We start from the raw sequence: 23,745 nt of genomic DNA on the forward strand, positions 1-23,745 counted from the left end.
TTGGGGGCTGCTTCGCACCCCAGCGGGAGCAAGCTCCTTCACCACAGCAAGCTCCTCGCCACARCAAGCTCTCTAGCCACAGAGAGCGCCTGCAAATTTGAACATATCGTTTGGTTCTTGGGTGTAATTCGAGATTATTCACTGCCTGTCTGTAGGGTAATTTACCCTGATGTGTAAGGCATGCCTGTTTAACCTGAAGGCCATTGATGGTGCCAGGCAGGGAGCGCATGGTCGGGGTTCGGTAACTTAAAAAGGACGAACCCCATGCTGGTATTAAGCCGCGCGGTAGGTGAAATAATTTCGGTGGGTGACCAGATCACCTTGCGCATTCTGGAAGTGAACGGCACCCAAGTGAAGCTGGGTGTGGAAGCGCCGGTGGGGGTCAATGTGCACCGGGCGGAGGTCTATCAGAAGATCCTCAGCCGCCACGGGCAGCAGGCCAACACCCATCCAGTGCCTGTGCCCAATCCTTGAGTCTCAGTCGAACAGGTGCTTGGGCACATCGTGCTTGAGCATCAACTGGCACTGCTCGCTCTCGGGGTCGAAGACAATCAGCGCCTGGCCCTTGGTCAGCGCCTGGCGTACCCGCAGCACCCGGGTTTCCAGAGGTGTGTCGTCACCATTGTCGGTGCCGTCGCGGGTCACGAAGTCTTCGATGAGGCGTGTCAGGGTGTCGACTTCAAGTGCATCGTAGGGAATCAGCATACAAGCCTCGGCTAGGGAATCCCGGCGATGCTACTGCGCCGGGATCCGGGTTGCCAGTCTCAGGTTTTTTGGCCCACCAGGCTGTCCACCGACGGCACGCGGGTATCACTCTCCATTTGTGTGTCGTGTTCGATCTGGTGACTGAACCGGTCGAGGGAGCCCTTGGCCGGCTGTGCATCGCTGGCGAACACCGGCGGGCTGAGGATGTACGCGCCCAGCAGGCGACTCAGCGCGGCGAGGCTGTCGATGTGCGTGCGCTCATAACCATGGGTGGCATCGCAACCAAACGCCAGCAGTGCGGTACGAATGTCGTGGCCGGCGGTCACCGCCGAATGCGCGTCGCTGAAGTAGTAGCGAAACAGGTCGCGACGCACCGGTAGCTCATTTTCCGCCGCCAGGCGCAGCAGGTGGCGGGACAGGTGATAGTCATACGGCCCGCCGGAATCCTGCATCGCCACACTCACCGCGTGCTCGCTGGAGTGCTGCTCGTGGGCCACCGGCGCAATGTCGATGCCGACGAACTCACTCACATCCCACGGCAATGCCGCCGCCGCACCACTGCCGGTTTCTTCGGTGATGGTGAACAGCGGATGGCAGTCGATCAGCAGCGGCTGGCCGCTGTCGACAATCGCCTTGAGCGCCGCCAGCAGTGCGGCAACCCCGGCTTTATCGTCCAGGTGACGGGCGCTGATGTGGCCGCTCTCGGTGAACTCCGGCAGCGGGTCGAAGGCGACGAAATCGCCGACGCTGATACCCAGGGAGTCACAGTCGGCGCGGGTGGCGCAGTAGGCATCCAGGCGCAGTTCGATGTGGTCCCAACTGATGGGCATTTCATCCACGGCCGTATTGAACGCGTGACCGGAGGCCATCAACGGCAACACGCTGCCACGGATCACGCCGTTATCGGTGAACAGGCTGACGCGGCTGCCTTCGGCAAAACGGCTGGACCAGCAGCCGACCGGCGCGAGGGTCAGGCGGCCATTGTCCTTGATCGCCCGCACGGCGGCGCCGATGGTGTCCAGGTGCGCGGAAACGGCGCGGTCGGGGCTGTTTTTCTGGCCCTTGAGGGTGGCGCGGATGGTGCCGCGCCGGGTCATTTCAAAGGGAATGCCCAGTTCCTCAAGGCGCTCGGCGACGTAGCGCACGATGGTGTCGGTAAACCCGGTGGGGCTGGGAATGGCGAGCATTTCCAGCAGCACTTTTTGCAGGTAAGCGAGATCCGGTTCGGGGATGGTTCGGGTCATAAAGACTCCTGATGAGTTGAGGATGATCGTTCCCACGCTCTGCGTGGGAATGCCTCATGGGACGCTCTGCGTCCTCTCTTGTGACGCGGAGCGTCACGGGCTGCGTTCCCACGCAGAGCGTGGGAACGATCATTCACGCCGTCGGTTGGCTATGCGGGAACAACAGGTCCACGAACTTTTCAGCCGTCGGCTGCGGTTCATGGTTGGCCAGCCCGGCCCGTTCGTTGGCTTCGATAAACACGTAGTCCGGTTGGTCGGCGGCCGGCACCATCAGGTCCAGGCCCACCATGGGAATGTCGAGGGCACGGGCGGCGCGCACGGCGGCGTCCACCAGGGTCGGGTGGAGGATGGCGGTGACGTCTTCCAGGCAACCGCCGGTGTGCAGGTTGGCGGTACGCCGCACCGCCAGGCGTTCGCCACGGGGCAGGATGCTGTTGTAGTCGTAGCCGGCGGCCTTCAGGGTGCGCTGGGTTTCAGCGTCCTGGGGGATTTTGCTTTCGCCATCGGTGGCGGCCTGGCGCCGACGACTCTGAGCCTCGATCAACGCGCCAATAGAGTGCTGGCCATCGCCGGTGACTTCCGCCGGGCGGCGAATCGCGGCGGCGACCACTTCGAAACCGATCACCAGAATGCGCAGGTCGAGGCCTTCGTGGAAGCTTTCCAGCAGTACGCGCGAGTCGAACTGGCGGGCCGCTTCAATGGCTTTTTGCACGTCTTCAATGGTCTGCAAATCCACCGCCACGCCCTGGCCCTGTTCACCATCCAGCGGCTTGACCACAATACGCTGGTGCTCGTCGAGAAACTCCAGGTTGTCATCGGCACTGCCGGCCAATTGCTGGGCCGGAAGGTTCAGGCCTGCGGCCTTGAACACCTTGTGGGTCAGGCTCTTGTCCTGGCACAACGTCATGCTGATGGCGCTGGTCAGGTCGCTGAGGGATTCGCGGCAGCGCACCCGGCGGCCACCGTGGCTCAGGGTGAACAAGCCGGCATCGGCATCGTCCACTTGCACGTCGATCCCGCGCCGATGGGCTTCCTCGACAATGATCCGCGCATAGGGATTGAACTCCGCCTGCGGGCCAGGGCCGAGGAACAGCGGCTGGTTGATCCCGTTCTTGCGCTTGATGGCGAAGGTGGTCAGCGCGCGAAAGCCAAGCTTGGCGTAGAGACTTTTCGCCTGGCGGTTGTCGTGCAACACCGACAGGTCGAGGTAGCTCAGGCCACGGCTCATGAAGTGTTCGATCAAGTGGCGCACCAGCACTTCACCCACCCCGGGGCGGGTACATTGCGGGTCGACCGCCAGGCACCAGAGGCTGCAGCCGTTCTCCGGATCGTGAAAGGCCTTCTGGTGGTTCAGGCCCATCACGCTGCCGATCACCGCGCCGCTGTCTTCGTCCTCGGCGAGCCAATACACCGGGCCGCCTTGATGGCGTGGCGTCAGCAGCGCCGGGTCCACCGGCAACATGCCGCGCCCCTGGTACAGCTGGTTCACCGCCTGCCAGTCCGCCTCGGTTTGTACCCGGCGAATCCGGAACCCGCGAAACACTCGGGTCGCCGGACGATAGTCGGTGAACCACAGGCGCAGGGTATCGGACGGGTCGAGAAACAACTGCTGGGGATCAATCCCGAGGATCTGCTGCGGCGCCGCCACATACAGCGCGATATCCCGCTCGCCGGGCTGCTCGTTGAGCAACTCCAGGGCCAGGCTCGCCGGGTCCGGGAAGGTGTGGCCGATCAACAGCCGGCCCCAACCGCAATGCACGGCAATCGGCGTGGGGTCCAGTTCGCTGCCGTCTTCGGCGAAGCGGGCTTGCAGGCGCTCGTAGGAGGGCGCCTGCCCTCGCAGCAAGCGTTGGCTGTAAGCCGTGGCATGAGGTTTCATGAATCAGATTCCTTGTTCGCTGAGCCACAGGTTCAGCGCCGCCAGTTGCCACAGCTTGGAGCCGCGCAACGGGGTCAGTTGGCCTTGGGGATCGGTGAGCAGGCGGTCGAGCATGGCCGGGTTGAACAGGCCGCGGTCCTGGCTTGGGTCCAGCAGGAGCTCACGCACCCAGTTCAAGGTGTCACCCTGCAAATGCTTGAGGCCGGGCACCGGGAAGTAGCCTTTCTTGCGGTCGATGACCTCGCTCGGGATCACCCGGCGCGCCGCTTCCTTGAGCACTTGCTTGCCGCCGTCCGGCAATTTGAATTTGCCCGGCACGCGGGCCGACAGTTCTACCAGGCGATAGTCGAGAAACGGCGTGCGCGCTTCCAGGCCCCAGGCCATGGTCATGTTGTCGACGCGCTTGACCGGGTCATCCACCAGCATAACGGTGCTGTCCAGGCGCAGGGCTTTGTCCACCGCCGCATCGGCGCCGGGCTGGGCGAAATGCTCGCGCACGAAGTCACCGGCGGCGTCATTCGCGGTCAACCATTTCGGCGCGACGGTAGCGGCATAGTCGTCGTAGCTGCGGTCGAAAAATGCGTCGCGGTAGGCCGCGTACGGATCGCTTGCGCCATCCACCTGCGGGTACCAGTGGTAACCGGCGAACAGTTCATCGGCGCCCTGGCCGCTTTGCACCACCTTGCAATGCTTGGCCACTTCCCGGGACAGCAGGTAGAAGGCAATGCAGTCATGGCTGACCATCGGCTCGCTCATGGCACGGAACGCCGCCGGCAACTGCTCGATGATTTCGCTTTCGGCGATACGCAGTTGGTGGTGACGGGTGCCGTAATGCTTGGCGATCAAGTCCGAATACTGGAACTCGTCGCCGCGCTCGCCACCAGCGTCTTCAAAACCGATGGAGAAGGTCGACAGGTCCTGCACGCCGACTTCCCGCAACAGGCCCACCAGCATGCTGGAATCGACACCGCCGGAAAGCAGCACGCCCACATCCACCGCCGCCCGCTGACGAATCGCCACGGCTTCGCGGGTGCTGTCGAGCACGCGGTCGGTCCAGTCTTCCAGGGTCAGGTTGGCTTCATCGGCGTGGGGGCCGTAGGGCAGGGTCCACCAGGTTTTCTGTTCAGTCTTGCCATCGGCGTCGATGCGCATCCAGGAGGCGGGCGGCAGCTTTTCAATGCCCGCCAGCAGGGTGCGCGGCGCCGGCACCACGGCGTGGAAGTTCAGGTAGTGATTGAGCGCCACCGGATCGAGGATCGGGTTGATATCGCCACCCTTGAGCAGCGCCGGCAGGGCCGAGGCAAAACGCAGGCGCTGGCCGGTGCGCGACAGGTACAGCGGCTTCACGCCGAGGCGGTCACGGGCGATGAACAGGCGCTGGGCATCGCGCTCCCAGATGGCGAAGGCGAACATCCCGTTGAGCTTGGGCAACAAGGCTTCGCCCCAGGCGTGGTAGCCCTTGAGCAGCACTTCGGTGTCGCCACCGGAATAGAAGGCGTAGCCCAGGGCTTCCAGCTCTTCACGCAATTCCGGGAAGTTATAGATCGCGCCGTTGAACGCCAGGGACAGGCCCAGCTGGGCGTCGACCATCGGTTGGGCGGAGCCATCCGACAGGTCCATGATTTTCAGGCGTCGATGGCCCAGGGCAATCGGCCCCTGGGCATGAAAGCCCCACGCGTCAGGACCGCGTGGCGCCAAGTGATGGGTGATTCGTTCCACCGCTGCCAGGTCGGCAGGTTGGTGATCGAAACGTAACTCTCCAGCTAATCCGCACATAAATTCCTTACCGGTTTTTCCGTTGGGGAGGGATAGAAATGCAGCCCGCCAAAACGGCGGGTACCCAGAGACTGACCCGGGTACATTGTGGGAGTTTTAGAACAATACGTTATAAGGCAAAGAGCCTTGACGGGCTGCGAGCCCGTCATGGCCTTCAGGATTTGCCTGGGGTACCGCGGATCAGGGCACGCAGCGCGAACCGATTGGGGTGACAGGCTTCGCTGACACTGCGCGGCAGCGGCAGGGGCTCATTGTCGAGCCAGGCGGCCAGCAGCTCTGCGCAGAGTGGCGCGGTGACCAGCCCCCGTGAGCCATGGCCACTGTTGATATACACGCCGTGCAACCACGGGCACGGCGCATCAGGGACCTGCCGGGCGTCTTTGCCGAGGGCGGCGTAGGTGTGATCAAACGCCTCTCGCTGCGCCAGCGGCCCGACGATCGGCAGGTAGTCCGGGCTGGTGCAACGGAAGGCGGCGCGGCCTTCAAGCTGTTCGGGTGCCAGGCTGTCGGCGCCCAGGCGTTGCAGCAAATCGAGGGAGATTTCCCGCAGCATCTCCAGATTGCCCGCGTGCTCGGCCACCGTGGGCGTAAGGTCATCGCTCTTGAAGTCGAAGCTGGCACCGAGGGTGTGCTCGCCCAGGCGTGGCGGGGCGACGTAGCCCTCGGCGCACACCACTGTGGCCAACGCCTGGCTTTGCGCCGTTTGCGGCAGGCGGGTGATTTGCCCGCGGATGCGCTTGAGGGGCAAGTCAGCGCTGAAGTAAAACCGCTTGATCTCGGCGGCGCCGGCCAGCACGACCACACTGGCTTGAGCCAGAACCGTATCGCCCTGCAACGCCTGCCACTGACCGTCGACCTGCTTGAGCTCAAGGGCGTCGTGGTGCTGGAGCACTTCGATCAGCGGGTGCCTGGCCTGCCATTCGCACAGCGCCGGCGGGTGAACCCAGCCGCCCTCGGGGAAGAACAAGCCGCCGTGCTCCAGCGTTATCCCGGCGCGCACCTGTGCCTGCTCTTTATCCAGCAGGTGCAACAGGTCTGGGGCAAAAGCGCCGGCCAGTTGTGCCTGGCGCTCGGCTTCCTTGGCGTTGAAGGCCAGTTGCAGCACGCCGCAGCCATCCCAGTCCACGCCACGTTGCAGGTGTTCCAGCAGGCGCCGGGTGTGGCCGAAACCGCTGAGAATCAACTGCGAAAGTGCCGTGCCATGGGCGGAAAGCTTGAGGTACAACACCCCTTGCGGGTTGCCGGAAGCTTCCTGTGCGAGCGCTGCGTGGCGTTCCAGCAAACTGACGCGCCAGCCGCGTGCCGCCAGGCTGGCCGCCGTGGCGCAACCGGCCAGGCCACCACCGATGACCAGTGCATGGCGTTCACCGGAAACCGCAGGTGGGCGCGCAAACCAGGGTTTTGCCGCGGCAGGCGCAGGCGTTTCAGCGGGCCAGCCGAGAAACTCACCCCGCAGGATTTCCCACTTGTGGCCGATGCCGGGGGTGCGCTTCATCTTGAACCCGGCGGCGTTGATCAACCGCCGTACCCAGCCGGTGCTGGTAAAGGTGCTGATGGTCGAGCCCGGCGCCGCCAGCCGCGCCAGTTCGGCGAACAGCTCGGCAGTCCACATGTCGGGGTTCTTGGCCGGGGCGAAACCGTCGAGGAACCAGGCGTCGACCTGTGCGTCCAGTTGCGGCAATTGCTCCAGGGCGTCGCCGATCAGCAACGTCAGGGTGACTCGACCGTTATCCAGTACCAGCCGCTGGAAGCCTTGGTGAATCGCGATGTATTGCGCCAACAGCTGCTCGGCGAACGGTGCCAGTTCCGGCCAGAGGGCGAGGGCGCGCTGCAGGTCGGCGTGGCTCAGCGGGTACTTTTCCACGCTGACAAAATGCAGGCGTGCGCCCGCCACCGCGTGTTGTTCGAACAACTGCCAGGCGCACAGGAAATTCAGGCCGGTGCCGAAGCCCGTCTCACCGATCACCAGTCGCCCGCCCACCGGCAGCGCCGCAAAACGTTCCTGCAAACGGTTCTGTTCGAGGAATACGTAGCGGGTTTCTTCAAGGCCCGACTTGTCGGAGAAGTACACGTCATCGAAGACCCGCGAGTGCGGGCGACCTTGGTCATCCCAGTCAAGCTGGGCGTGGGATACGGGGTTCATGAGCGGCTCGGCAAAGGCAAGGCGGCCATTCTAGCTGATCAACAGGGTTGTCATTGATCCATGGCAAGCCGCTGCGGAATTTCCTGCCACGTGTTGTTGCCCAATCCGCTAGTCTTGATCACTTCTGGAACGGAGCCGCCCATGTTCGAATCTGCCGAAATCGGTCACGCCATCGACAAAGACACCTACGACGCCGAAGTGCCGGCCCTGCGTGAAGCCTTGCTGGAAGTGCAGTACGAACTGCAACAGCAGAAGCGCTTCCCGGTGATCATCCTGATCAATGGCATCGAAGGTGCGGGCAAGGGTGAAACCGTCAAGTTGCTGAATGAATGGATGGACCCGCGCCTGATCGAGGTGCGCACCTTCGACCAGCAGACCGACGAAGAACTGGCCCGCCCACCGGCCTGGCGCTACTGGCGCCAGCTTCCGGCGAAAGGCCGCATGGGGATCTTTTTTGGTAACTGGTACAGCCAGATGCTGCAGAGTCGCGTCCATGGCGAGATCAAGGACGCGCGGCTGGACCAGGCCATCGCCGGGGCCGAGCGCCTGGAAAAGATGCTGTGTGATGAAGGTGCGCTGATCTTCAAGTTCTGGTTCCACCTCTCCAAGAAGCAAATGAAATCCCGGCTCAAAGCCTTGCAGGACGACCCGCTGCACAGCTGGCGCATCAGCCCGCTGGACTGGCAGCAGTCCAAGACCTACGACAAGTTTGTGCATTTTGGTGAGCGGATCCTGCGCCGCACCAGCCGTGACTATGCGCCTTGGTATGTGATCGAGGGTGTCGATGCGCACTACCGCGGGCTGACCGTCGGCAAGATCCTGCTCGAAGGCCTGCAAAACGCCTTGAAAGTGCCCAAGGGTAAAGCCAGCGGCATGAACCCGGCGCCGCTGCCATCGGCGGTTGACCAGATGAGCCTGCTGAACAGCCTGGACATGAGCCTGAGCCTTGAAAAGGACGATTACGAAGAACAACTGATTACCGAGCAGGCACGGTTCTCCGGGCTGATGCGCGACAAACGCATGCGCAAGCACGCGTTGGTGACGGTGTTTGAAGGCAACGACGCGGCGGGCAAGGGTGGGGCCATCCGGCGTGTGGCGGCAGCCCTCGATCCCCGGCAGTACCACATCGTGCCGATTGCCGCGCCCAGTGAAGACGAGCGCGCCCAGCCTTACCTGTGGCGTTTCTGGCAGAAGATTCCGGCGCGGGGCATGTTCACCGTGTTCGACCGCTCCTGGTATGGCCGGGTGTTGGTGGAACGCATCGAAGGCTTCTGCACGCCGACGGACTGGATGCGCGCCTACGGCGAGATCAACGACTTCGAAGAGCAACTGCGCGACGCCGGGGTGATCGTGGTCAAGTTCTGGCTGGCGATCGACAAGCAGACGCAGCTGGAGCGGTTCCAGGCCCGCGAGGAAATCCCGTTCAAACGCTTCAAGATCACCGAGGACGACTGGCGTAACCGCGAGAAGTGGGACGACTACCGGGCGGCGGTGGGTGACATGGTGGACCGCACCAGCACCGAGATCGCGCCGTGGACGCTGGTTGAAGCCAACGACAAGCGCTGGGCGCGGGTGAAGGTACTGCGCACCATCAACCGGGCGCTGGAGGAAGCGTTCGACAAGACCGACAAGCATGACAAGAAGGAAAAGAAGAAGTAACGCCATGCTTTTGCATACGCGGGGTGAATGATTGTCGCGGTTGAAGAGGGCGGGATCTATGCTCGATCCATCTCTCAACAACCACAACAATTGAGGTAGCCCATGCGTGAAGTAGTGATCGTCGACAGCGTGCGAACCGGCCTGGCCAAGTCCTTTCGCGGCAAGTTCAACCAGACCCGTCCCGATGACATGGCTGCCCATTGCGTGAACGCGTTGCTGACCCGCAATGGCATCGACCCGGCCACGGTCGAGGACTGCATCGTCGGCGCCGGTTCCAACGAAGGTGCCCAGGGCTACAACATCGGCCGCAATGTGGCGGTGTTGTCGCAACTGGGTACCGGTACGGCGGGCATGACCCTCAACCGTTTCTGTTCCTCGGGGTTGCAAGCGATTGCGATCGCCGCCAACCAGATTGCTTCCGGTTGCAGCGAGATCATCGTGGCCGGTGGGGTCGAGTCCATCAGCCTGACCATGAAGAGCGTCAACACCGATAACCTGATCAATCCGTTGCTCAAGGAGCAGGTGCCGGGCATTTACTTTCCCATGGGGCAGACGGCGGAAATCGTTGCGCGGCGGTATCACGTCAGTCGTGAAGAGCAGGATCTGTATGCGCTGCAAAGCCAGCAGCGTACGGCTCAGGCCCAGGCTGACGGGTTGTTCGATGATGAAATCGTGCCGATGGCGGTGAAGTACAAGGTTGAGGACAAGAACACCGGCGCGGTGCAGGTGTTGGAGGGGGTGGTGGATCGGGATGATTGCAATCGTCCGGATACGACGTTGGCCAGTCTTGCGGGATTGAAGCCGGTGTTTGCGGAGGATGGGTCGGTGACGGCGGGGAATTCGTCGCAGTTGTCTGATGGGGCTTCCATGACACTGGTGATGAGCCTGGAGAAAGCGCTGGAACTGGGGCTTAAGCCCAAGGCGTTTTTTCGCGGGTTTACGGTGGCGGGGTGTGAGCCGGATGAGATGGGGATCGGGCCGGTGTTTTCGGTGCCCAAGTTGCTCAAGGCCCGTGGGCTGGCGGTGGCGGATATTGATTTGTGGGAGCTGAATGAGGCGTTTGCCTCGCAGTGCCTTTATGCGCGTAATCGGCTGGAAATTGATAACGCCAAGTACAACGTCAACGGTGGGTCGATTTCCATCGGGCATCCGTTTGGGATGACGGGGTCGCGGCAGGTGGGGCATCTGGTGCGTGAGTTGCAGCGGCGCAAGTTGCGTTACGGCATTGTCACTATGTGTGTGGGCGGCGGCATGGGGGCCACCGGCTTGTTCGAAGCCGTACGCTGACTCAGTGTGGGAGTGGCGGTGCGACGATTCGACTTGCTCGCGAATGCGGCGGGGCAGTCGATGAAAATGTTGGCTGATAGACCGCCTTCGCGAGCAAGCCCGCTCCCACATTTGATCAGCACCGTATCCCAATCCGTTCACATCCCCCTAGAATGCACCTCCTCCACCTCAGGCATTCGGGGCACTCATGCACATCTCATCGGGCCGTTGGGTCTACGGTTTATCCCTGGCCCTGCTGACCGCGCTGCTCTGGGGCATTCTGCCGATCAAACTCAAACAGGTCTTGCAGGTGATGGACCCCGTCACCGTCACCTGGTTTCGCCTGGTCGTCTCCGGCAGTTGTCTGTTTATCTATCTCGCCGCCGTAAGGCGCCTGCCCAGTTGGCGCTCCCTCGGACCAAAAGGTGGCTGGCTGGTAGCAATCGCCGTGTGCGGCCTGATGGGCAACTATGTGCTCTACCTGGTCGGCCTCAAACTGCTGAGCCCCGGCACCGCGCAACTGGTGGTACAGGTGGGCCCGATCTTCCTGATGATCGCCAGCGTCTTCGTGTTCAAGGAACGCTTCAGCCTCGGGCAGGGCATGGGCCTGCTGGTGCTGATCATCGGCTTCGGCCTGTTCTTCAACCAGCGCCTGACCGAGTTGTTGACCTCCCTGGGCAGCTACACCGCCGGGGTGCTGACGATTCTCTTGGCCACCACCATCTGGACCTTCTACGCCCTGGGCCAGAAGCAGTTGCTGACGGTATGGAATTCGTTGCAGGTGATGATGGTGATCTACCTGTCCTGCGCGCTCTTGCTGACGCCATGGGCGCACCCGATGGAAGCGCTGCAACTGAGCCCGCTGCAAGGCTGGCTGCTGCTGGCCTGCTGTTTCAATACGCTGATTGCCTACGGCGCATTCGCCGAAGCCCTGGCCCACTGGGAAGCCTCGCGGGTCAGCGCCACCCTGGCGCTGACGCCATTGGTGACTTTCGTCGCGGTGGCGCTGGCCGCCTGGATGTGGCCCGAGTATGTGCACGCCGAAGACATCAATGCCCTCGGCTACGGCGGTGCCGTGTTGGTGGTGCTGGGGTCTGCGACCGTGGCGTTGGCGCCGTCGCTGTTCGCCGGGCTCAGGGCCCGGCGTGCACGATTGGCGTCTTAATGACCGGCTTCCAGCATGTTTTCCGGACGCACCCACTGGTCGAACTCTTCGTCCGTGAGATAGCCCAGCTTCAGCGCCGCTTCCCGTAGGGTCAGCCCTTCGGCATAGGCCTTCTTGGCAATCTCGGCGGACTTGTCGTAGCCGATGTGCGGGTTCAGCGCAGTCACCAGCATCAGGCCACGCTCAAGGTGCGCGGCCATTTGCTCGGCGTCGGGTTCCAGGCCGGCGATGCAGTGCTCCTGGAAGTTGCTGCAACCGTCGGCCAGCAGGCGGATCGATTCCAGCAGGTTGTGGATGATCACCGGCTTGTACACGTTCAACTGCAAGTGGCCCTGGCTGGCGGCGAAGCCAATGGTCACGTCATTGCCCAGCACCTGGCAGGCCAGCATCGACAGCGCTTCGCACTGGGTCGGGTTGACCTTGCCGGGCATGATCGAGCTGCCCGGTTCATTCGCTGGCAACTTGACTTCCGCCAGCCCGGCACGCGGGCCGGAGCCCAGCAGGCGCAGGTCGTTGGCGATTTTCATCAGGGCCACGGCCAGGGTCTTCAAGGCGCCGTGCAGGGTGGTCAACGGCTCATGGCCCGACAGCGCGGCGAATTTGTTCGGTGCGGTGACAAACGGCAGGCCCGACAGCGCGGCCAATTCCGAGGCAATCGCCTCGCCAAAACCGTGGGGTGAATTGAGCCCGGTGCCGACGGCAGTACCACCCTGGGCCAGTTCACACACGGCGGGCAGGGCGCTGCGGATCGCGCGTTCGGCGTAGTCGAGTTGCGCTATAAAGGCCGAGACTTCCTGGCCGAAGGTGATGGGCGTCGCATCCATCATGTGGGTGCGGCCGGTTTTCACCAGCTTCATGTGGCGCGCCGACAACTCTGCCAAACCACCAGACAGTTCACGGATCGCCGGCAACAGCTTCTCGGTGACGGCCTGCACGGCGGCGATGCTCATGGCGGTGGGGAAGCAGTCGTTGGAGCTCTGGGAACGGTTGACGTGGTCGTTGGGATGCACCGGGCTCTTGCCGCCACGGGGCTTGCCCGCCAGCTCGTTGGCACGGCCGGCGATCACTTCGTTGGCGTTCATGTTGCTCTGGGTGCCGCTGCCGGTCTGCCATACCACCAGGGGAAACTGGTCGTCGTGTTCGCCGGCGAGCACTTCGTCGGCGGCCTGTTCGATCAGCCGGGCGATGTCGGCGGGCAGGTCGCCATTGCGGTCGTTGACCCGGGCCGCAGCCTTCTTGATCAGGGCCAGGGCGTGCAGCACAGCCAGGGGCATGCGCTGGTCGCCGATGGCGAAGTTCACCAGCGAGCGTTGGGTCTGCGCGCCCCAGTAAGCGTCATCCGGGACTTGCACTTCTCCCAGGCTGTCGGTTTCGATACGGCTCATCGGGCACACTCCTTCAGGTTCGTTTGCGCAGTTTAGGCCCTGATCGCCCGGTGGGGTTCCCTTAAAAGACTTTTCATCGGATTAAGCCCCGCAAAACCAGGCCCCACAAGGCGTGGGGTTGAGCCGCGGCGTTTTTTAGGCGCAGAATGGGCGCCCTTGGGGTCTTACCTCGCCTGCTAGAAAAGGAAACTCGATGACTCGTCTTCGTGCCATCTGTACCGCGGTTGCTCTGGTATGTGCCAGCGGCCAGGTTTTTGCCGATACCGCCAGCCACAACGCCAGTGCCGAAGCCTTCCTTACCCTGGCCCATGCCGACAAGCTGGGTACCCCGGTGTACATGCAAGTGCAACAAATGTTCGCCCAGCGTTTCGAGCAGACCAAGGCGCCTGCTTCCAAGCAAACCGTCCTGGACACCTACCAGGCCAAGGCCAACACCGCCCTGGACCAGGCCATCGGCTGGAACAAGCTCAAGCCGGACATGATCAAGCTCTACACCGACAACTTCAGCGAATCCGAGCTCAAGGACCTGGTTGCGTTCTACCAGTCGCCACTGGGCAAGAAAGTCCTGGAGAAAATGCCCCAGCTGACCCAGCAATCGGCCCAGATGACCCAGGCCAAGCTTGAAAGCGCGGTACCTGTGGTGAACAAGCTGCTGGAAGACATGACCAACGAGCTGACGCCAAAAGCCCCGGCCCCGGCCAAGAAGAAGTAAACAGGAATGACCATGCAACAGCGTATCGAATCGGCACTCGTCGCCCTGAGCCCGGAACACTTGAGCGTGCTGGATGAAAGCCATATGCACAGCCGTGGGTTGCAGACCCACTTCAAGGCCGTGCTGGTCAGCCAGCAGTTCGAGGGCCTCAACCGCGTCAAGCGCCACCAGAAGGTCTATGCCACGTTGGGTGACCTGATGAGCGAATTCCATGCGTTGGCGCTGCATACCTACACGCCTGAAGAATGGGCGAAAATCGACGCAGCCCCGGCCTCGCCGACCTGCGCCGGCGGTCACTGACACTGTGGCACATCAGCTTGATGTGGCGAGGGAGCTTGCTCCCGCTGGGCTGCGCAGCAGCCCTTCTGCCAATCACCGCGATCTTTCTGAAAGGTTGCAACTGCCTGGTTGGGGCCGCTCCGCAGCCCAGCGGGAGCAAGCTCCCTCGCCACAGTAAGAGGCGGTCCATAATCGTCGCCATTTTTGTTAGAATCCGCAACGCGCCGCTCAGTCGGCGCGTTTTTTTTGCATCCGGTTCACCCTTTACGAGGGTAGCCACCTGGAGAGAACACCCATGACTCAACCGATTGTCGTGGCGGCACTGTATAAGTTCGTCACCCTCGAAGATTACGTCGCCCTGCGCGAGCCACTGCTGCAGGCGATGGTCGACAACGGCATCAAAGGCACCTTGCTGATTGCCGAAGAAGGCATCAACGGCACCGTTTCCGGCAGCCGCGAAGGCATTGATGGCTTGATGGCCTGGCTCAAGAACGACCCGCGCATGGACGACATCGACCACAAAGAGTCGTACTGCGACGAGCAGCCGTTCTACCGCACCAAGGTCAAGCTCAAGAAAGAAATCGTGACCCTGGGCGTCGAAGGCGTCGACCCGAACAAGAAAGTCGGCACCTACGTCGAGCCGCAGGACTGGAATGCGCTGATCAGCGACCCTGAAGTGCTGCTGATCGATACCCGCAACGACTACGAAGTGTCCATCGGCACCTTTGAAGGCGCGATCGACCCGAAGACCACCAGCTTCCGCGAATTTCCCGACTACATCAAAGCCAACTTCGACCCGGCCAAACACAAGAAAGTCGCCATGTTCTGCACCGGCGGCATTCGTTGCGAAAAGGCCTCGAGCTATATGCTCAGCGAGGGTTTCGACGAGGTGTATCACCTCAAGGGCGGCATCCTGAAGTACCTCGAAGAGGTGCCGCAGGAAGAAACCAAGTGGCAGGGCGACTGCTTTGTGTTCGACAATCGCGTGACCGTGCGCCACGACTTGAGCGAAGGCGACTACGATCAATGTCATGCCTGCCGCACACCGGTCAGCGTCGAGGACCGTGCATCCGAACACTATGTAGCTGGCATCAGTTGCCCGCATTGCTGGGATAAGCTTTCAGAGAAGACCCGTCGCAGCGCGATCGACCGGCAAAAGCAGATTGAACTGGCCAAGGCCCGCAATATGCCGCACCCGATTGGCTACAACTACAAGCAATCCCCATCCTCCGAGGCCTGAGCCATGTCCGCACGCCTGCTCTATGTAATGGATCCGATGTGCTCCTGGTGCTGGGGTTTCGCCCCGGTGGCCAAGGCGCTGGTTGAGCAGGCCCAGGCCGCAGGCGTGGAGCTGCACCTGGTGGTGGGCGGCTTGCGCACCGGCAGTGGCGCGGCGCTGGAGCCGACGACCCGGCGCTATATTCTTGAGCATTGGCAGGCCGTGACCGACGCCACCGGCCAGCCGTTCAAGCGTGAAGGTGCACTGCCTGATGGTTTTGTCTACGACACCGAGCCGGCTTGCCGCGCCGTGGTCACTGCCCGTAGCCTGGCGCCGGATTGCGCGTGGAAACTGCTGGGCCTGATCCAGCAGGCGTTCTACGTCGAAGGGCGCGACGTGACCCGCGCCGACGTATTGGTGGAACTGGCCGAGACCGCCGGCGTGCCGCGTATCGAGTTCGCCGAAGCTTTCGACCGCGCCGACCAGCACGCGGCCACCGCGGCGGATTTCACCTGGGTCCAGGACCTGGGCATCGCCGGTTTCCCGACCTTGCTGGCGGAGCGTAATGGGCAACTGGCGCTGCTGACCAACGGCTACCAGCCGCTGTCCGAATTGGCGCCGCTGCTGAGCCGTTGGCTGGAGCGAGCTGCCTGTGCATGATCAGCCCGATCCCGTTGAGCAACCCAAGCGTGTCGACCGGCTGACCTGGGCGGAAGTCCGCCGCCTGGCGCTGCATCACAAGAAATCCCTGTGGATCGCCAATGGCGTCGCCGTGCTGGCAACCTTGTGCAGCGTGCCGATTCCATTGCTGCTGCCGTTGCTGGTGGACGAAGTGCTGTTGGGCCATGGCGATGCGGCACTGAAGGTGATGAACCACGCATTGCCCCTGGGTTGGCAGAAGGCCGCCGGCTATATCGGCCTGATGTTGCTGGTGACGTTGCTGTTGCGTTGCGGCGCCCTGGTGTTCAACGTGCTGCAGGCGCGGTTGTTTGCGCGGCTGGCCAAGGACATCGTCTATCGCATTCGCGTGCGGCTGATCGAGCGCCTCAAGCGCATTTCCCTCAGCGAATACGAAAGCCTGGGCAGCGGCACGGTGACTACGCACCTGGTCACCGACCTGGACACGGTGGACAAATTCGTCGGCGAGACCCTCAGCCGGTTCCTGGTGGCGATGCTCACCCTGGTAGGCACCTCCGGGATCCTGATGTGGATGCACTGGAAGCTGGCACTGTTGATCCTGCTGTTCAACCCGCTGGTGATCTACGCCACGGTGCAGTTGGGCAAGCGGGTCAAGCACCTGAAGAAGCTGGAAAACGACAGCACATCGCGTTTCACCCAGGCGCTCACCGAAACCCTCGATGCGATCCAGGAAGTGCGTGCCGGCAATCGCCAGGGCTTTTTCCTCGGTCGCCTGGGCCAGCGGGCCCAGGAAGTGCGGGATTTTGCGGTCAATTCCCAGTGGAAAAGCGATGCCTCCAGCCGCGCCAGTGGCTTGCTGTTCCAGTTCGGTATCGACATCTTCCGTGCGGCGGCGATGCTGACGGTGCTGTTTTCCGACCTGTCCATCGGCCAGATGCTCGCGGTGTTCAGTTACCTGTGGTTCATGATCAGCCCGGTGGAACAGTTGCTGAACCTGCAATACGCCTACTACGCGGCGGGCGGGGCGCTGACGCGGATCAACGAACTGCTGGCCCGCGCCGATGAACCGCAATACGCGGGCGGTGCCGATCCGTTTACCGGACGCGAGACCGTCGGCATCGAAGTGCGCGGCCTGAATTTCGGCTACGGCGAGGAACTGGTGCTGGACCAGTTGAACCTGAACATCGCCCCGGGTGAAAAAGTCGCGATTGTCGGCGCCAGCGGCGGCGGCAAAAGTACCCTGGTGCAACTGTTGCTGGGGCTGTATACGCCGCAGGCCGGCAGCATTCGCTTCGGTGGTTCGACCCAGCAGGAAATCGGCCTGGAGACGATTCGCGAGAATGTCTCCGTGGTGCTGCAGCACCCGGCACTGTTCAATGATACGGTGCGCGCCAACCTGACCATGGGCCGCGAGCGCAGCGACCAGGCCTGTTGGCAGGCGCTGGAAATTGCCCAGCTGGATGCGACCGTCAAGGCGCTGCCGCTGGGCCTGGACAGCGTGGTCGGACGCTCCGGCGTGCGCTTTTCCGGTGGGCAGCGTCAACGCCTGGCCATTGCCCGGATGGTGCTGGCGGAGCCGAAAGTGGTAATACTCGACGAGGCCACCTCGGCCCTGGATGCGGCAACCGAATACAACCTGCACCAGGCGCTGGCGCGGTTTCTCAGTGGCCGTACCACCTTGATCATCGCCCACAGGCTGTCGGCGGTGAAACAGGCGGATCGGGTATTGGTGTTCGATGGCGGCCATATTGCCGAAGATGGCGACCATCAGCAGTTGATTGCTGATGGTGGCTTGTACGCCAAACTTTACGGACACTTGCAACAAGTGCGGTGATTTAGCCTACGCTGAGCTATCAGGAGCGGTTTTCACTCGCGTGCGTATTTTAGTTGTGCATGTGCAAGGGACCTCATGAAGCAAAAGCAGACTCTCGGAACCCCTCGGTTATTGGGCATTGTGTGGCCTTTTATCGCCGTCGTGCTGTTCCAGGCATTGTTAGGCTGCGTCAGTCTCTACGTACTCTCGGCGGTGCGCGGTTATGTGGCGGGCGAAAGCCTGTGGTCCAAGGGCCAGAAAGACGCGATCTTTTACCTGACGCTCTACGCCGACAGCCGCGACGAAGCCACCTACCTCAAATACCAGAACGCGATTGCCGTACCCCAGGGCGGGCATGAGCTGCGGCTGGCCCTGGACCGCCCGACGCCGGACCTGCCTGCCGCGCGCCAGGGCATCCTCAAGGGCGGTAACCACCCTGACGACGTTTCCAGCCTGATCTGGCTGTACCTCAACTTCCGCCATTTCAGTTACCTGGAAAAAGCCATCGAACTGTGGACGGTGGGCGATGGCTACCTGGTGCAACTGGACGACCTGGCCCAGGAGATGCACCGAGCGATCATGGCCAATCAGGTCAGCAGCAGCGACGTACACCGCTGGAAGCAGCGGATCTTCGCGATCAACGACGGGGTGACGCCGGCCGCGAAAGCCTTCAGCGATGCCCTGGGTGAAGGCTCGCGGATGATCCTGCGCCTGCTGCTGGTGACCAACCTGGCCACGGCACTGGGCTTGATCGTGCTGGCGCTGTTGCGCACCCACAAGCTGCTGGCCCAGCGGCATGCGTTTGCCGACGCGCTCCAGTTGGAGAAGGAGCGGGCGCAGATCACCCTGGAGTCGATTGGCGACGGAGTGATCACCACCGATGTCGACGGCGCCATTGCGTATATGAACCCGGCCGCCGAAGCCCTGACCCATTGGAAAGCCGCCCAGGCCCAGGGGCTGCCGCTGGCGGCGCTGTTCAACCTGCTGGACGAAAATGCCCAGGCCGACGGCTTTACCCTGATCGAACACATATTGGGCGGCCAACTCGGTGGGGGCAGCGAGCACTCCAAGCTGATCCAGCGCCTGGACGGCACCACCGTGTCCGTCACGTTGGTGGGCGCGCCGATCCGCAGTGCCGGCAAAGTCGTCGGCGCGGTGCTGGTGTTGCACGACATGACACAGGAACGCCAGTACATCGCCAACCTGTCCTGGCAGGCCACCCACGACGCCTTGACCGGCCTGGCCAACCGCCGCGAGTTCGAGTTCCGCCTGGAGCAGGTGCTGCACAACGTCGGGCGCCAGCAAACCGGGCGCCATGCCTTGATGTTCCTCGACCTGGACCAGTTCAAGCTGGTCAACGACACCTGCGGGCATGCCGCGGGGGATGAACTGTTGCGGCATATCTGCGCGCTCTTGCAGTCCGACCTGCGTGAAGGTGACACCCTGGCCCGGCTGGGCGGCGACGAGTTCGGCATCCTGCTGGAGAACTGCCCGGCGCCGGTGGCGGAAAAAATCGCCGAAAGCCTGCGCCACACCGTGCAGAGCCTGCACTTTGTGTGGAAGGGCAGGCCGTTTGTCACCACCGTGAGTATTGGCCTGGTGCACATCACGCACGCCCCGACCACCCTGGAGACTTCCCTGCGAGCCGCCGACATGGCGTGCTACATGGCCAAGGAAAAGGGCCGCAACCGGGTGCAGGTGTATCACGCCGATGACTCGGAATTGTCCCTGCGCTTTGGCGAGATGGCCTGGGTGCAGCGCCTGCACATGGCGCTGGAAGAGAACCGTTTTTGCCTGTACGCCCAGGAAATCGCGCCCCTTGGGCACACCGAACAGGGGGATGGGCATATCGAAATCCTGCTACGCCTGCATGACGAGGCGGGGCGGATCATCCTGCCGGACAGTTTTATCCCGGCCGCCGAGCGTTACGGCTTGATGACCTCCCTGGACCGTTGGGTGGTGGAGAACGTGTTCAAGATCATCGCGGGCTGCATGCGTGAGCGCCCGGGCCGGCCCATGGCCATGTGTGCGATCAATCTGTCAGGCACTACCATCGGCGATGAGGACTTTCTTGGGTTCCTGCGTGAGCAATTCATTGCCTATGGCATTCCACCGGAAATGATTTGTTTTGAAATTACAGAAACCAGCGCTATAGCGAATTTGGGTAGTGCGATTCGTTTTATCAACGAGCTCAAAGAGTTAGGGTGCCATTTCTCCCTGGATGACTTCTGCGCCGGGATGTCCTCGTTCGCATATCTTAAACATTTACCTGTAGACTTCTTGAAGATCGATGGAAGTTTCGTAAAGGATATGCTGGACGACCCGATTAACCGCGCTATGGTCGAAGTGATCAATCACATCGGTCATGTCATGGGTAAGCGCACAATTGCCGAATTTGTCGAGACACCCCAGATCGAACAAGCCTTGCTTGAGATCGGGGTCGACTACGCTCAGGGATACCTGATCGAGCGACCGCAGTTGTTTACCTTTGATAGTTTGCAGTGTCGACCTGTGCGACCGCAGCCTCTGTTATTCAAGGCGCCTGGCACGTTCCGATGAAACATTTGCTGGTCTGTACATATCACAAATCAAAAGGAGCCCGACAGTGATCGACACATTCAACAGAACCGGCCCGCTTATGGAAGCCTCAAGTTACCCCGCCTGGGCGCAACAGCTGATCCAGGACTGTAGCGAGAGCAAGCGTCGCGTTGTCGAACACGAACTGTACCAGCGCATGCGCGATAACAAGCTCAGCGCCAAGACCATGCGCCACTACCTGATTGGTGGCTGGCCGGTGGTTGAACAGTTTGCGTTGTACATGGCACAGAACCTCACCAAGACCAAATTTGCCCGCCATCCTGGGGAGGACATGGCGCGCCGCTGGCTGATGCGCAATATTCGCGTGGAACTCAACCACGCCGATTATTGGGTGCATTGGGCCCGCGCCCATGGTGTCAGCCTGGAAGAATTGCAGGCACAGGAAGTGCCGCCGGAGCTGCATGCACTGAGCCACTGGTGCTGGCACACCAGCTCGGCCGATTCGCTGATTGTCGCGATTGCCGCCACCAACTACGCCATCGAGGGGGCCACTGGGGAGTGGTCCGCTGTGGTGTGTTCCACCGGCGTCTATGCCGCGGCTTTCCCTGAGGAAGACCGCAAGCGCGCGATGAAGTGGCTGAAGATGCATGCCCAGTACGATGACGCACATCCCTGGGAAGCCCTGGAAATCATCTGCACTCTGGCCGGCATGAACCCGACCAAGGAACTGCAGGTAGAGCTGCGCCAGGCGGTCTGCAAGAGCTACGACTACATGTACCTGTTCCTGGAACGTTGCATGCAGCTGGAAAAGTCGGTGGCCGCCCCCCGCAAACAACCGGCCCTGGTTGCCAGCGAGGCGTAAACGGGGTGATGGCGGGGTAAATTACCCCGCCATTGCCAGCCGATTGCGGCCTTCACGCTTGGCCACATACAAGGCACTGTCCGCCCGGCGCAACAGGCTCTCGGCGGACTCTCCCGCCAGCAAGGTCGAGCAGCCCAGGCTCACCGTCAATTCGATCCGCTCATCATCCGCCCAATAATCCTGGGCCTGTGCCGCCTGGCGCAGGCGCTCGCCGACCATCGATGCCGCGTCCCGGCCGGTGTTGGACAGCAGAATCAGAAACTCTTCCCCGCCAAACCGGAACACCATGTCCACATTGCGCAGCTGGCTCTTGATCGAGGCGGCGACGGCCTTGAGCACCTTGTCGCCCGTGGCATGGCCGTGGCTGTCGTTGATGTGCTTGAAGTGGTCGATGTCCAGCATCAGCAAGGACAGCGGTTGCAGGTGCCGGCGAGCCATGTCGATTTCCCGTTGCAGGGTCTGGTCCATGGCGATGCGGTTACCGGTTTCGGTCAGTGGGTCGCGCAGGGCACTGCGAGTCGCCGCACGGTAGAGCAGGGCATTGCGCATCGGGTAGAGCAAGGTGGCCAGCAGCGATTCCAGGTTGGCCAGTTCGTCTTCGAGAAAGCGTTGGTTGCGCCGAAACACCAGTTCGCCAAGGTGCTCGCCTTCATGGCTGAGGGCATAGCTCACCGAATGATGGCCGCGGTGACCGTACTCCAGGCGCAGGTCGCTGGCTTCGTGGCGGTATTGCAGGGCGTCCAGCGGCACCAGGCGTTGGATCTCGCGGAAGAACAACGCAAGGATATGCTCCGGCTCCAGGCTGGTTTGCAATTGCATGCCCAGTTGCTGGCGAAGTTGCTCAACCGTCGCGGGGCGTCGTGTAAGAAGGGAAGGCTGACCAAAGCCCAGGCGTTGCAATTTGGCGCTGTCGAAGTCAATTGCGTTGGTCTGGGTCGGTGTTTTCATAAACGAATGAGCCTCTAAGCACAAAACTGTCTTACAGGCTGGGTGAGAGCGTCGTACTGTTCCTTCAGTTCCGTAGGACTGACGTACAGTCTAGCCCGGTTTACCTAAGGGTATAACTGCCGCACGTCTTATAGCCGGGGCCGCGTCGCCGCGGGCCCCGGGTTGGGCTTATTGTTTTTGCGGGTCGAACTGCTTGTCACGGATAAACAGCGCTGGGATTACGCCGCAGATAAAGTACGCGCCGCCCATGACCAGGAATCCCACGCCAATCGAGCCATGGGACGCCAGGAAACCAATGGCTGCCGGTGCCACCGCCGCGCCGATTCGGCCAATGTTGTAGGCGCCGCCCACTGCCGAGCCGCGAAATTTCGCTTCGAAGCTTTCGGTCATGTAGGTCGCATTCACGCCGTAGGGGATGCCGTACAGGAAGCCGAACACAATCAGCATCCACAGGATGTTGTCCGGGCTCTGGAACAGCACGATCACCGGCAGGAAAATCGCCGTGCCCAACGCGCCGACGGCGAACACCAGGCGCCGGCCCAGGCGGTCTGCCGCGAGCCCGGCGAGGATCTTGCCGAAAATCATCGCCGCGTAGGTGCCGACCATGTAGCTGGTCATCGACTTGAAGTTCATCCCCAGCTCGCCTTCCAGGTATGACGGCATCCAGTTGTTCACGCCGTAGTAGCCGAACTGCAGGAAGCCTGCGGTCAGCGCCCAGAGGATAAACATGCGGCTGGCTTTCGGGTCGCTGAAGATCAGCTTGAACATGCCGTCGGGTTTCTTCGCCGACACGCGCTTGATGCCTTCGGCGTTTTCCCGGGCACGTTCGGCCTGGGCCTTGATCCAGGCTTGCGGCTCCGGCACCAGGCGTTGCATCAGTACGGCGAGGATCACCGGGATGATCGCCACGTAGAACAACCAGCGCCAGCCGTGGTTCGGCAGGATCCAGCCGGCGAGCAGGGTGGCGACGATGTAGCCCACCGACCAACCGGCCTGCAAGGTGCCGAGCACGGTGGTGCGATAGCGGGTCGGCACGTATTCGGCCATCAGGGTGTTGCACGCGACATACAGCGCGCCGAGTCCCAGGGACGCGAAGAAACGGGTGCTCGCGAACTGCCAATAGCTGTGGGTCATGCCCAGGATCGCCGTGCCGGCGGAGAACAGCACGATGCTCCAGACCACGGTTTTCACCCGGCCAAAACGGTCACAGGCCCAACCGCCGTAAATCCCGCCGATGGCCATCCCGGCCAGGGTGAAGCTGCCCAGGCTGCCGGCTTCGACGCTGGTCAGGCCGAACTCGGCCTTGAGGCTGCTGAGGCTGTAGGACAGCAGCATCAAGTCGGCACCGTCGATCAGCAGGCCGAGGAAGCAGAAGATGAATACGATGATCCACAGTTTGTTTTGCGCGGGCGACAACGCACCCGCCGAAGCGGCGACTTCCATAGCGATACCTTGTTGTAGTTGTTAGGGCACAAGTTATGGGTGTTGCGGTAATGCGGTTGGAACACGGTCA

Annotated in this window: 19 protein-coding genes; 11 read left to right on the forward strand and 8 right to left on the reverse strand. The window is 62.1% G+C overall.

The features are described 5' to 3' along the window. Positions 1–264: 264 nt before the first annotated feature. The gene (gene csrA / locus JV201_RS09155; protein ID WP_008433220.1) at positions 265–474 is read left to right on the forward strand and encodes a carbon storage regulator CsrA; all 210 of its coding nucleotides are present in this window, start codon (positions 265–267) and stop codon (positions 472–474) included. A gap of 3 nt (positions 475–477) precedes the next feature. Here csrA and JV201_RS09160 read toward each other — a convergent pair whose 3' ends face one another. The 5 genes from JV201_RS09160 to mnmC all read right to left on the reverse strand — a co-directional run bounded on the left by JV201_RS09160 (position 478) and on the right by mnmC (position 7,747). Then, positions 478–705 (reverse strand): YheU family protein, encoded by a 228-nt coding sequence (locus JV201_RS09160; protein WP_003192759.1) that lies wholly within the window; start codon positions 703–705, stop codon positions 478–480. Between the two features lie 59 nt (positions 706–764). Beyond that, the gene (locus JV201_RS09165; protein WP_003216760.1) at positions 765–1,949 is read right to left on the reverse strand and encodes an osmoprotectant NAGGN system M42 family peptidase; all 1,185 of its coding nucleotides are present in this window, start codon (positions 1,947–1,949) and stop codon (positions 765–767) included. Positions 1,950–2,082: 133 nt separating this feature from the next. Then, positions 2,083–3,828 (reverse strand): N-acetylglutaminylglutamine synthetase, encoded by a 1,746-nt coding sequence (ngg, locus tag JV201_RS09170; RefSeq protein ID WP_219406777.1) that lies wholly within the window; start codon positions 3,826–3,828, stop codon positions 2,083–2,085. A gap of 3 nt (positions 3,829–3,831) precedes the next feature. Further along, complete coding sequence (locus JV201_RS09175) at positions 3,832–5,604, reverse strand: N-acetylglutaminylglutamine amidotransferase (RefSeq protein ID WP_003216754.1); 1,773 nt, start codon at positions 5,602–5,604, stop codon at positions 3,832–3,834. A 154-nt stretch (positions 5,605–5,758) separates the two neighbouring features. After that, complete coding sequence (gene mnmC / locus JV201_RS09180; protein ID WP_219406778.1) at positions 5,759–7,747, reverse strand: bifunctional tRNA (5-methylaminomethyl-2-thiouridine)(34)-methyltransferase MnmD/FAD-dependent 5-carboxymethylaminomethyl-2-thiouridine(34) oxidoreductase MnmC; 1,989 nt, start codon at positions 7,745–7,747, stop codon at positions 5,759–5,761. A gap of 141 nt (positions 7,748–7,888) precedes the next feature. Between mnmC and pap the strand changes: the two genes are divergently transcribed. The 3 genes from pap (at position 7,889) to JV201_RS09195 (ending at position 11,837) form a co-directional block, all read left to right on the forward strand. Further along, positions 7,889–9,406, forward strand: coding sequence for a polyphosphate:AMP phosphotransferase (gene pap, locus JV201_RS09185; protein WP_219406779.1), 1,518 nt, complete (start codon positions 7,889–7,891; stop codon positions 9,404–9,406). Between the two features lie 102 nt (positions 9,407–9,508). After that, positions 9,509–10,693 (forward strand): thiolase family protein, encoded by a 1,185-nt coding sequence (locus JV201_RS09190; RefSeq protein WP_003216747.1) that lies wholly within the window; start codon positions 9,509–9,511, stop codon positions 10,691–10,693. A gap of 187 nt (positions 10,694–10,880) precedes the next feature. Beyond that, complete coding sequence (locus JV201_RS09195) at positions 10,881–11,837, forward strand: DMT family transporter (protein ID WP_003216745.1); 957 nt, start codon at positions 10,881–10,883, stop codon at positions 11,835–11,837. Here the strand turns inward: JV201_RS09195 and JV201_RS09200 are convergent. Further along, entirely contained in the window at positions 11,834–13,222 is a 1,389-nt protein-coding gene (locus tag JV201_RS09200) for a class II fumarate hydratase (protein ID WP_003216744.1), read from the reverse strand. The two genes, JV201_RS09195 and JV201_RS09200, sit on opposite strands and share 4 nt — an antisense overlap. A gap of 193 nt (positions 13,223–13,415) precedes the next feature. On the opposite strand from JV201_RS09200, the gene JV201_RS09205 reads away from it, so the two are divergent. The 7 genes from JV201_RS09205 (at position 13,416) to JV201_RS09235 (ending at position 21,284) form a co-directional block, all read left to right on the forward strand. Next, positions 13,416–13,934 (forward strand): DUF2059 domain-containing protein, encoded by a 519-nt coding sequence (locus JV201_RS09205; protein WP_003216742.1) that lies wholly within the window; start codon positions 13,416–13,418, stop codon positions 13,932–13,934. 6 nt (positions 13,935–13,940) lie between these two features. Beyond that, positions 13,941–14,234, forward strand: coding sequence for a BolA family transcriptional regulator (locus JV201_RS09210; protein ID WP_003216739.1), 294 nt, complete (start codon positions 13,941–13,943; stop codon positions 14,232–14,234). Positions 14,235–14,508: 274 nt separating this feature from the next. Further along, on the forward strand, positions 14,509–15,453 hold the full coding sequence (locus JV201_RS09215) for a rhodanese-related sulfurtransferase (RefSeq protein ID WP_003216738.1): 945 nt from the start codon (positions 14,509–14,511) through the stop codon (positions 15,451–15,453). 3 nt (positions 15,454–15,456) lie between these two features. Then, a complete protein-coding gene (locus JV201_RS09220; protein WP_008433236.1) occupies positions 15,457–16,092 on the forward strand; it encodes a DsbA family protein in 636 nt (211 codons plus the stop codon). After that, entirely contained in the window at positions 16,085–17,905 is a 1,821-nt protein-coding gene (locus JV201_RS09225) for an ABC transporter ATP-binding protein (protein WP_003216734.1), read from the forward strand. Before JV201_RS09220 ends, JV201_RS09225 begins: the two co-directional genes overlap by 8 nt. A gap of 75 nt (positions 17,906–17,980) precedes the next feature. Continuing rightward, the gene (locus JV201_RS09230; RefSeq protein WP_087692955.1) at positions 17,981–20,443 is read left to right on the forward strand and encodes an EAL domain-containing protein; all 2,463 of its coding nucleotides are present in this window, start codon (positions 17,981–17,983) and stop codon (positions 20,441–20,443) included. 79 nt (positions 20,444–20,522) lie between these two features. Continuing rightward, the gene (locus tag JV201_RS09235) at positions 20,523–21,284 is read left to right on the forward strand and encodes a TenA family transcriptional regulator (RefSeq protein WP_218166164.1); all 762 of its coding nucleotides are present in this window, start codon (positions 20,523–20,525) and stop codon (positions 21,282–21,284) included. Between the two features lie 21 nt (positions 21,285–21,305). On the opposite strand, the gene JV201_RS09240 is transcribed toward JV201_RS09235, so the two are convergent. Then, positions 21,306–22,232 carry a GGDEF domain-containing protein gene (locus JV201_RS09240; protein WP_003216729.1) on the reverse strand — a complete coding sequence of 309 codons (927 nt, stop codon included), beginning with the start codon at positions 22,230–22,232 and terminating at the stop codon, positions 21,306–21,308. Between the two features lie 168 nt (positions 22,233–22,400). Further along, complete coding sequence (locus JV201_RS09245) at positions 22,401–23,675, reverse strand: MFS transporter (protein WP_219406780.1); 1,275 nt, start codon at positions 23,673–23,675, stop codon at positions 22,401–22,403. Positions 23,676–23,745 lie beyond the last annotated feature (70 nt).

Origin of the sequence: Pseudomonas sp. Colony2, from assembly GCF_019382755.1 — a bacterium.
Taxonomy (GTDB): domain Bacteria; phylum Pseudomonadota; class Gammaproteobacteria; order Pseudomonadales; family Pseudomonadaceae; genus Aquipseudomonas.